This window comes from Chryseobacterium sp. 22458 (assembly GCF_052044975.1).
In the GTDB taxonomy this organism is placed as follows: domain Bacteria; phylum Bacteroidota; class Bacteroidia; order Flavobacteriales; family Weeksellaceae; genus Chryseobacterium.
The window spans coordinates 1-395 of record NZ_JBQEOA010000019.1 but is presented as its reverse complement, the minus strand read 5'-3'; the positions used below and the strand labels follow the sequence as shown (position 1 = coordinate 395).

The following is a 395-nucleotide window of genomic DNA, read 5'->3' as shown; positions in this document are numbered from 1 at the left end:
TGCGATCCGGACGGGACTCGAACCCGCGACCTCCGCCGTGACAGGGCGGCATTCTAACCAGCTGAACTACCGGATCAATTTTTTTAAAGTAAATTGAGAAAACTTCTGCGATCCGGACGGGACTCGAACCCGCGACCTCCGCCGTGACAGGGCGGCATTCTAACCAGCTGAACTACCGGATCAATTTTTTTAAAGTAAATTGAGAAAACTTCTGCGATCCGGACGGGACTCGAACCCGCGACCTCCGCCGTGACAGGGCGGCATTCTAACCAGCTGAACTACCGGATCAATTTTTTTAAAGTAAATTGAGAAAACTTCTGCGATCCGGACGGGACTCGAACCCGCGACCTCCGCCGTGACAGGGCGGCATTCTAACCAGCTGAACTACCGGATCA

The 395-nt window shown here is 53.4% G+C and carries 4 tRNA genes; all 4 read right to left on the bottom strand.

The annotated features are described in order from the left end of the window. Positions 1-2: 2 nt before the first annotated feature. The 4 genes from ACTJJF_RS21980 to ACTJJF_RS21965 all read right to left on the bottom strand — a co-directional run bounded on the left by ACTJJF_RS21980 (position 3) and on the right by ACTJJF_RS21965 (position 394). Positions 3-76: transfer RNA gene (locus ACTJJF_RS21980), tRNA-Asp, on the bottom strand. Positions 77-108: 32 nt separating this feature from the next. After that, positions 109-182 (bottom strand) — tRNA-Asp (locus ACTJJF_RS21975). A gap of 32 nt (positions 183-214) precedes the next feature. Then, positions 215-288: transfer RNA gene (locus tag ACTJJF_RS21970), tRNA-Asp, on the bottom strand. A gap of 32 nt (positions 289-320) precedes the next feature. Further along, a tRNA-Asp gene (locus ACTJJF_RS21965) sits at positions 321-394 on the bottom strand. Position 395: the final 1 nt, after the last annotated feature.